The following is an 8,910-nucleotide window of genomic DNA, read 5'->3' on the forward strand; positions in this document are numbered from 1 at the left end:
TCTGTATGCAAGTCAATGCTTACCAGCGTGTATTGAGTGCCGCCTTAGTGCTTTTCTTTGCGGTGCGGGGCTTTCTTGTGGTCTTTCTGAGGAAAATCAGAGCCACAGCGCTGATCACGATGATCGTGAGCACCAGCCAGATCCAGATGTTAGCCGCTCTCTTGATCTGAGCGGTCTGACCGTCGGGTACCGCCGAAGCAGCGCTCTGGAGAGCCTTGTCGGCAGCCTTGTTGGTCTTGTCAACAGTGTTGGAGCTTGACGCAAGCGCGTTGCCCGAACCGTTGCTGTTGCTGCTGCCCGCAGCAAATGCGGAAGCGGAATCAGCTGTTGCGGGAGTGTACTCGCTCTGAGCACTGTCGTATGTATCAACATACTCCGGACCCGCTACGTCCTCGTTAAGAATGGAGAGAACGTTGGGGTTGTATACCGCGTCGTCGCTGTTCATAGCGGCAGCGGTAGCCTCGTCCATCTCGCCTGTAACTTCAAGTCCGTTGCAGAGCTGGAACGCCTTGATAGCGTCGGCGGTGTAGTCGCCGAAGAAGCCTGTGGGCTCAATGCCGAAGTAGCCGAGCTCATAGAGCTTTGACTGCATCTCATAAACCGCGTCTGTGAAGTCACCCATAACGGGAGCCTCGGGCTTGGTTTCAGCCTCGACCTCGGTCTTCTGATCCTCGGCAGCCTCAACTGTCTCCTCGGGCTTTGTCTCCTCGACAGCTCCTACCTCGTCTGTGTTCTTATCGTTGTCATCTGTGATATCAGCTGTATCAGCTGCTGTATCTTCTGTTTTTTCTTCGTCAGTGTTCTTTACGTTGGCGCGAGGGGCTTCATCGGAATAGAGTACCTCTCTGTCTGAACCTGAAATACCGTCGACCGTGACGCCTGCAGCTTCCTGGAAAGCTCTGTACGCCTGCTCGGTAACTCGACCAAAGTCGCCGTCAATCGCGCCGTCGTAAAACCCAAGCTCTGAAAGGCGCTTCTGGATCTTCTCGACCTCAGAACCGCTTGAGCCGTATCTGAGAAGGGAAGTCGAAGACTTTGACGAACCTGAATTAGACGAGCTGCTGACCGTTGACGAAGTGTCTGACGGTGTTGTGCCCGAATGACCCTTTGAATCGAAGTAGTATGTAGTACCGTCTATTTCTCTCGAGGTGTTGACGATGTACTCGCCGTCCTCATAGTAATAGTAGTTGCCGTTGAACTCTTCCCAGCCGTTTTCGGGATAGGTAACAGCGGTGAGCTTGAACCAGCAGTCCCAGTTATTCCAGCCGCCGATTTCCTGATAGCATACGCCGTAATCGTCGCCGCGGGCGTCAACCTCCATACCGTCCTCGATATAGACGCCGACGTGACCGGGTCTTGAAAGACCGAGGCCGTGTACTCTGGGCACGCCGTTTGAAACGTAGCCCCAATCTCTGCCGTTTTCCTGAGCGTCGGAAAGCATGCTCATTCTGTTGCCGCCGCAATAGGACCAGATAAGTCCCGAACAGTCAACGGCACCCGGGGTTGTTCCGCCCCATACGTAACTCCATCCCTCGTCATAAGCGTTGAGACAGTATTCTGCAAGACCCGCGCCTGTGCCTGAAGCGCTGGCGTTCAAACCGCCGAACACGCATACACTTGACACGGTCAGTGTACTCAATATCACAGCGGTAAGCTTTTTTATCCTGTGCATCGTTATTACCTCCAATGTCCGACAAGCGCCGATATTTTTTCGGGTGAATCGGTTCATTTTGATTACATAAAATGACAGCCCGAAATGCACTTGTTAACAAATTTGTAATAATTATATCATCTTAACCTCAAAAAATCAACCCCTAAAGCCCATTTTTTTGAAATCGAAATATATTTTTGGCAATTTTCCTAACATTCTTCGCCGCTTTGTGCGAATTTTGGAGCTTTCCGAAAGCGTCGGTTTCAAAATTGTAAATTCTTTTGTAATAATTGGGAAATACTGGAAGCAGCATTTTGCAAAGACAGCCGCAAGGGCTGTCTGAACCGACCTCTGCCCCGCCGTCTGTTATACTATTATATAAAAGGCGTAGAAAGTGTCCCCGGGCACTTTACTTTAAAAAACGGATATGTTATTATATATTAGCATAGGTGGTAATTTCGCAAAAACCGCCGGACACGTAATGCTGCATAGTCTCTTTCCGCTGTTTTGCGGAAAATTATGCAACGCGATAAATATTTAACCCGGAAGCTCAAAAAAGATTGACAAAACTTTAACAATCATGTAGAATATAGTCAGTCAACGAGCTCAACGACTCACAGAAAGGATTTTTAAAATGAAAAAAGTCATCTGCGCAATTCTCGCATGTACAATCTCAGCAGTAGCTGTGGCTGCTCTCAACGGCTGCGGCTGCAACGGCAGCACACCCACCCCGGGCAACCAGGAGAGCAAGCAGGCATATGAAGTCGTAGCTACCCAGCCCGACCTCAAGGACGAGACCTTCGGCTTCTATATCCTCAACGACAGCGAGGTCATGCTCACCCGTTACTTCGGCTCACAGGCTGACGTTGTGATTCCCGACACATACCAGAACTACACCGTTACCACTATCGGTCACAGCGTATTCAACAACGACGGCATCAAGTCTATCACCGTTCCCGAGACCGTAACCGACATTCAGGACTACGCCTTCGCGAGCAACAAGGGACTCACCACCGTCAAGCTGCCCTCAGGCCTCAAGCACCTCGGCACCGACGCGTTCTTCTACTGCTCGGCGCTCGAGACGATCGAGCTTCCCGCTTCCCTCGAGAAAATCGAGCCCTTCGCGTTCTGCGCGGCAGGTCTTAAATCGATCGTGATCCCCGAGAACGAGACTCTCACCGAGCTTCCGCAGTTCATGTTCCATCAGTGCCCCAACCTCAAGGAGGTCGTTATTCCCGCGTCGATCACCACCATTGCCGACAACTGCTTCAGCGAGTGTCCCGCGGATCTCACCCTCAAGGTAGCCTCAGGCTCCTATGCCGAGCAGTTCGCTCAGGAGAACGGGCTCAACTACGAGGCTGTATAATAAAAAACGCTGAGCAATTCAGCGGTTACCTAAGAATAAATGCCGTAAATCCGGCTTAAGCGAGGTAGATAATATGAGTATAAAAGAGTATCCTATCGTAGAGAGCGCCGAATCCTTTGCCGCAGCGCTTGCGCGCGTCCGCGAGGCTCAGAAGGCGTTTTCAACCTACACACAGGAACAGGTCGACGCGATTTTCCTGGCGGCGGCAACCGCAGCTAACCGCGCGAGAATTCCGCTCGCCAAGATGGCTGTGGAGGAAACAGGCATGGGCGTAGCCGAGGACAAGGTCATCAAGAACCACTTCGCCTCGGAGTACATCTACAATGCCTACAGAGACACCAAGACCTGCGGCGTCATCGAAGAGGATCCCGTGGCGGGCATCAAGAAAATCGCCGAGCCCATAGGCGTTATCGGCGCTGTTATCCCTACCACCAACCCCACCTCGACCGCTATCTTCAAGGCGCTTGTCTGTCTCAAGACCCGCAACGGTATCATCATCAGCCCTCACCCCCGCGCCAAGAAGAGCACTATCGCGGCTGCAAAGATCGTCCTCGAGGCTGCCGTTGAGGCAGGCGCTCCCGAGGGAATCATCAGCTGGATCGACGTGCCTTCGCTTGAGCTGACAAACCTGCTCATGCAGGAGAGCGACTGCATTCTCGCAACAGGCGGCCCCGGCATGGTCAAGGCGGCTTACTCCTCGGGCAAGCCCGCTCTCGGCGTAGGCGCCGGCAACACTCCCGCTATCATCGACGAGACCGCCGACATTCTGCTCGCGGTCAACTCTATCATTCATTCCAAGACCTTCGACAACGGCATGATCTGCGCGTCTGAGCAGAGCGTTATCGTCGAGAAGAAGGTTTACGCCAAGGTCAAGAAGGAATTCAAGGCACGCGGCTGCTACTTCCTCAACGACGAGGAGTGCGAGAAGGTCAGAAAGACCATCATCATCAACGGCGCGCTCAATGCGCGTATCGTAGGTCAGAAGCCCGTAACTATCGCAAAGCTCGCCGGAGTCGAGGTTCCCGAGTCGACAAAGATCCTCATCGGCGAGGTCGAGAGCGTGGATATCAGCGAGGAATTCGCCCACGAGAAGCTCAGCCCCGTTCTCGCTATGTACAAGGCTGAGAGCTTTGAGGACGCTATCGCAAAGGCGGAGCAGCTTGTTGCAGACGGCGGCTACGGCCACACCTCCTCGCTCTATGTTGACGCAATTAACTGCAAGGACAAGATCGACGAATTCGCCGCGCACATGAAAACCTGCCGTATTCTCGTCAACACCCCCTCGTCACAGGGCGGTATCGGCGATTTGTATAACTTCAGCCTCACTCCCTCGCTCACCCTCGGCTGCGGCTCATGGGGCGGCAACTCCGTTTCCGAGAACGTCGGCGTGAAGCACCTGCTCAATATCAAGACGGTCGCTGAGAGGAGAGAGAACATGCTTTGGTTCAGAGCGCCCGAAAAGGTTTATATCAAGAAGGGCTGCATGCCCGTCGCACTCCAGGAGCTCAAGGACGTTATGGGCAAGAAGCGTGCCTTCCTCGTCACCGACTCCTTCCTTTACAAGAACGGCTACACCAAGCCGATCACCGATAAGCTCGTCGAGATGGGCATCACCTACACCACCTTCTCAGACGTTGAGCCCGACCCGACTCTGATCTCCGCTCAGAAGGGCGCCGAGGCTATGCGCTCCTTTGAGCCCGACGTTATCATCGCGCTCGGCGGCGGCTCCGCTATGGACGCTGCCAAGATCATGTGGGTACTCTACGAGCATCCCGACGTAGATTTCCAGGATATGGCAATGCGCTTTGTCGATATCCGCAAGCGTATCTACACCTTCCCCAAGATGGGCGAAAAGGCTTACTTCATCGCGATCCCGACCTCCTCGGGCACAGGCTCTGAGGTCACTCCCTTCGCGGTTATCACCGACCAGGATACAGGCGTCAAGTATCCTCTCGCCGACTATCAGCTCATGCCCAACATGGCTGTTGTCGACGCTGACTTCATGATGTCCGGCCCCAAGGGTCTGACAGCCGCCTCGGGTATCGACGCGGTATCCCACGCTCTCGAGGCTTACGCTTCGATGATGGCGACGGACTTCACCGACGGTCTTGCGCTCAAGGCTCTCAAGGTGATCTTCGAGTACCTGCCCGCCTGCTACGACAACGGCATGAACGAGCCCGTTGCGCGTGAGAAGGTCGCGCATGCCGCCACAATGGCAGGTATGGCGTTCGCAAACGCCTTCCTCGGCGTTTGCCACTCAATGGCTCACAAGCTCGGCGCGTTCCACCACATCGCTCACGGCGTTGCAAACGCCCTCATGCTCGAGCAGGTAATCCGCTTCAACTCGGCTGAGGTTCCCGCCAAGATGGGCACCTTCCCCCAGTACGACCACCCGCACACCCTCGCGCGCTACGCTGAGATAGCTCAGTTCCTCGGCTTCGGCGGCAAGGACGACAAGGAGAGCGTTGAGAACCTCATCAACGGCATCAACGAGCTCAAGGAAAGGGTCGGCATCAAGAAAACCATCGCGGACTACGGCGTAAGCGAGGAGGACTTCCTTTCCACCCTCGACGAGATGACGGAGCAGGCGTTCGACGACCAGTGCACAGGCGCGAACCCGCGTTACCCGCTCTTCAAGGAAATCAAGCAGATGTACCTCAACGCCTACTACGGCAACAACAAAGACGCGGTTTAATGCGCGGAAAGGGGCTTTACCATGAAATTTGACAATGTTCTCGCCGAGAGAAAAAATAAGGTCATCTACCGCGACGGCAACCTCGCTGTCAAGGTCTTTGACGAATCCTTCCCCAAGTCCGATATCCTCAACGAGGCGCTCAACCAGGCGAGAGTCGAGGAGACCGGTCTGAATATCCCCAAAATCGAGGAAGTCACCAAAATCGACGGCAAGTGGGCAATCATCTCCGACTTTATCGAGGGCAAGACTCTCCAGCAGCTTATGGACGAGAATCCCGACAAGCTTGACGAGTATCTCGAGCTCTTCGTAAACGTACAGATGGAGATCCTCGGCAAAAAGTGCCCGCTCTTAAAGAGACTGCAGGACAAGATGCAGGACAAGATCAGCAGCACCGACCTCGACGCGACTACCCGCTACGAGCTGCACACCCGCCTCGCCTCGATGAAGCGCCACGACAAGGTCTGCCACGGCGACTTCAACCCCTCGAACATCATCATCACGCCCGACGGCACTCCGTTTATCCTCGACTGGTCTCACGCCACTCAGGGCAACGGTGCGGCTGACGCTGCGAGAACCTACCTGCTCTTCTGTCTGAAGGGCGACAAGGAGCTCGCCGAGAAGTACCTCAAGCTGTTCTGCGAAAAGACAGACACAGCGCGTCAGTACGTCAACGCGTGGATGCCGATCGTTGCGGCGTCACAGTCCGTAAAGGGCAACCCCGAAGAGAGAGAATTCCTCCTCAACTGGGCAAACGTATGCGACTGGCAGTAAATAAGTATGAAAAAAGCCGTGCTCAAAAGAGCGCGGCTTTTTAGTTGGTAGTTTGTAGTTGGTAGTTGATAGTTGGTAGTTGGCAGTTGGCAGTATTCGCAGTGATTCAAAAAACATCACTTCAACAGCAGCGCAGCGTATGCCGCCGCCGGCGACATCGGCGGCAGGACTTTTATTCCGAGTTCATCAAACGCCTGCTTGCTCTCGTAGTCAAAGCCTTCCTCAGACCCTGTCAGATACAGCGGCACGCCGGCATTATTCGCCGATTCACAGAAGTTCTTAAAATCCTCACGCGCGGTCGGCAGAGTTCCGGAATGGTAGCCCTCAAGCAGCACAGCCTTTGCGCCTTCGGCGGGCGGATAAATCATTCCCGGGTGTACTCTCAGCCACAGAACCCTTCCGTTTGGCTCTGATTCCGAAAAATCGCCGAAGCTCTCGTCCGCAAAATCCGGATTAAGCACCACGTCGCCGCCGACGATATCCGCGTAATAATTGCCGCGGACGCTGAGAACGCTGTCGCTGAACGGCAGGTGCGGCAAAACGCAGCCCGCACGGTGTATCTTCACGTCCTCGCCGCTGTTTTTATACGACACAAACACGCCCCTGCCGACTCCCGAGCGGATAAAATCTACCGCGCCGCGGAAGTTGTCAAGCCCGTTTGAACGGCTGTCTGACAGAGGATACGCCGCCGATACGAGCACAACGGGAATATCGCAAAGCCCGAGCTTCAAGCCGAGATACGCCGCGGTGTAAGGCAGGGTGTCGGTGCCGTGGGTAACGATGATTCCGTCGCTGCCGCGCACACCCTTAATGCTCTCATACAGCTTTTCCCAGTGCTCAACGCCGAGATTTTCGCTCAGTATGAAATACGGCGACAGCGCCTCAAACTCAACGCCGCCGTCCGTTTTCCTGTACATATTCAAAAGAGTAAAGGAATTGGCGCCGTCAGGTGACAGCGCCCCATTCTTGTCCGAGCAGGCAATCGTGCCGCCCGTAAATATCACTGTGATTTTCATTCTACATCAATATCGTTCATAACCATACCCGTCGTCATCTTCGGGTAGAAGTAGGTGGATTTCTGCGGCATCTTCTCGCCCGCCGCCGCAACGTCGCGGATTTCGCTGACGCGGGTCGGGTTGAGGATGAACGAGCACTGGAACTCGCCCTTGTCGACGCCCATGATAGCTTCCTCGTAGAACTTCGTATAGGTCAGATTTATCTGAGCCGCCATGTTCTCCTTGTCGATGCCGAGGATTTTCTCGAGGATAAGCGTGTGCAGAACGCTGACGTCGAGCTGCTGTGAAGCCTCGCTGAGGTCGGGCAGCTCCTTCTTCATAACATCGATATCCTTGAGCGTGAGCAGATACCACTCGCCTCTGCCGCAGTAGAAGCCGAAGGACTTATTGCCCTTCTTATACTCGGCGTGAAGCAGCTCGTTCATGTGCGAAACGCTGTCAAACGCCTTGATATCAAAGTATTCTTCGCAGCCGTCGAGGATCTTATCCCTGTCAAACTTAGGCAGATCGCGTACAAGGCGGTGGGTCGGGAATACGACAAGACCCGGGTGCTCCATGTCGAGCAGGAACATCATCTGATAATCCTGAGCGTCGCCTTCCTTTGAGATACCGTTCTCGCGGCAGTAGTCGCGGTAATTGAGAGCGGTCTCGTAGCGGTGATGACCGTCGGCGATATAGAGCTTTCTGTCGGCAAAATCGGAGCAGAGCTTAGCGATAGCGTCCTCGTCGGTAATTATCCAGAGCTTGTGAGTAACCTTGTCGCTGTCGGTAAACTTCGCGTTCGGCTTGCGTTTTGAGAGAGCGTTGATAGTCGAGAGCGTGGTATGCTCCTCGTCCATATACAGCGCGTAAATCTGACTGAAATTGCAGTTTGTCGCCTTCATGAGGTTAAAGCGGTCAGCCTTCGCCTTTGAGAGCGTGAACTCGTGCGGCAGGATAACGCCCTTCGAGAACTCCTCGACCTTAACGCGGGCGATGATGCCCTTGATGCTGCGGCGGGTGTTGTAGGCGTTGAACTCCTCCTCGTAGATATAAATCGCGGGCTTATCCTCGTGAATGAGGATACCCTTCTCTCTCCAGCGGTCGAGAACCTCGCCCGCCGTGGTATAAACGTTATCGCCGTCCTTTGGAAGCTCAAGACGGATAACGTTGTATTTATTCTGAGCGATATAGCTCTTTCTTTCCTTTTCGCTGATAATGTCATAGGGCGGACAGCAAAGCTCCTCGAGCCTGCCCGCGCGTCCGGTATTGTAGCGCATACCCCTGAACGCCTTGATTTCAGCCATATAATTACCCCTTTTCTGATTCGTGCTTAACTTTCAGTATATCACATTTTATGCCGCCGCACAAGACACATTGATGAATAGTTCAGATGTTATCTTGTCAAAAATATTATTGCAGTTGCAGAAAT

At 54.0% G+C, this 8,910-nt stretch carries 6 protein-coding genes; 3 read left to right on the forward strand and 3 right to left on the reverse strand.

The genetic code is table 11. From position 1 onward, the window contains the following. Positions 1–19: 19 nt before the first annotated feature. Entirely contained in the window at positions 20–1,672 is a 1,653-nt protein-coding gene (locus KQI64_RS08675; RefSeq protein WP_216524287.1) for a peptidoglycan-binding protein, read from the reverse strand. Positions 1,673–2,285: 613 nt separating this feature from the next. Between KQI64_RS08675 and KQI64_RS08680 the strand changes: the two genes are divergently transcribed. The 3 genes from KQI64_RS08680 to KQI64_RS08690 all read left to right on the forward strand — a co-directional run bounded on the left by KQI64_RS08680 (position 2,286) and on the right by KQI64_RS08690 (position 6,483). Then, positions 2,286–3,017 (forward strand): leucine-rich repeat domain-containing protein, encoded by a 732-nt coding sequence (locus KQI64_RS08680; protein WP_216524288.1) that lies wholly within the window; start codon positions 2,286–2,288, stop codon positions 3,015–3,017. Positions 3,018–3,090: 73 nt separating this feature from the next. Beyond that, entirely contained in the window at positions 3,091–5,712 is a 2,622-nt protein-coding gene (gene adhE, locus KQI64_RS08685) for a bifunctional acetaldehyde-CoA/alcohol dehydrogenase (RefSeq protein WP_216524289.1), read from the forward strand. Between the two features lie 21 nt (positions 5,713–5,733). Then, complete coding sequence (locus KQI64_RS08690) at positions 5,734–6,483, forward strand: phosphotransferase family protein (protein ID WP_216524290.1); 750 nt, start codon at positions 5,734–5,736, stop codon at positions 6,481–6,483. 116 nt (positions 6,484–6,599) lie between these two features. Here the strand turns inward: KQI64_RS08690 and KQI64_RS08695 are convergent, their stop codons facing one another. Together KQI64_RS08695 and KQI64_RS08700 are read right to left on the reverse strand one after the other, a co-directional pair. Continuing rightward, a complete protein-coding gene (locus tag KQI64_RS08695; RefSeq protein WP_216524291.1) occupies positions 6,600–7,499 on the reverse strand; it encodes an asparaginase domain-containing protein in 900 nt (299 codons plus the stop codon). Continuing rightward, positions 7,496–8,785 (reverse strand): DUF1015 domain-containing protein, encoded by a 1,290-nt coding sequence (locus tag KQI64_RS08700; RefSeq protein WP_216524292.1) that lies wholly within the window; start codon positions 8,783–8,785, stop codon positions 7,496–7,498. Before KQI64_RS08700 ends, KQI64_RS08695 begins: the two co-directional genes overlap by 4 nt. Positions 8,786–8,910: the final 125 nt, after the last annotated feature.

It is taken from the genome of Lachnoclostridium sp. MSJ-17 (assembly GCF_018918205.1).
Lineage (GTDB): Bacteria > Bacillota > Clostridia > Oscillospirales > Acutalibacteraceae > Ruminococcoides.

What these genes read in the sequence shown, in the direction of transcription:
- KQI64_RS08675 (WP_216524287.1), bottom strand. Translation starts at nt 1,672, where the DNA reads ATGCACAGGATAAAAAAGCTTACCGCTGTGATATTGAGTACACTGACC.
- KQI64_RS08680 (WP_216524288.1), top strand. Translation starts at nt 2,286, where the DNA reads ATGAAAAAAGTCATCTGCGCAATTCTCGCATGTACAATCTCAGCAGTA.
- adhE (WP_216524289.1), top strand. Translation starts at nt 3,091, where the DNA reads ATGAGTATAAAAGAGTATCCTATCGTAGAGAGCGCCGAATCCTTTGCC.
- KQI64_RS08690 (WP_216524290.1), top strand. Translation starts at nt 5,734, where the DNA reads ATGAAATTTGACAATGTTCTCGCCGAGAGAAAAAATAAGGTCATCTAC.
- KQI64_RS08695 (WP_216524291.1), bottom strand. Translation starts at nt 7,499, where the DNA reads ATGAAAATCACAGTGATATTTACGGGCGGCACGATTGCCTGCTCGGAC.
- KQI64_RS08700 (WP_216524292.1), bottom strand. Translation starts at nt 8,785, where the DNA reads ATGGCTGAAATCAAGGCGTTCAGGGGTATGCGCTACAATACCGGACGC.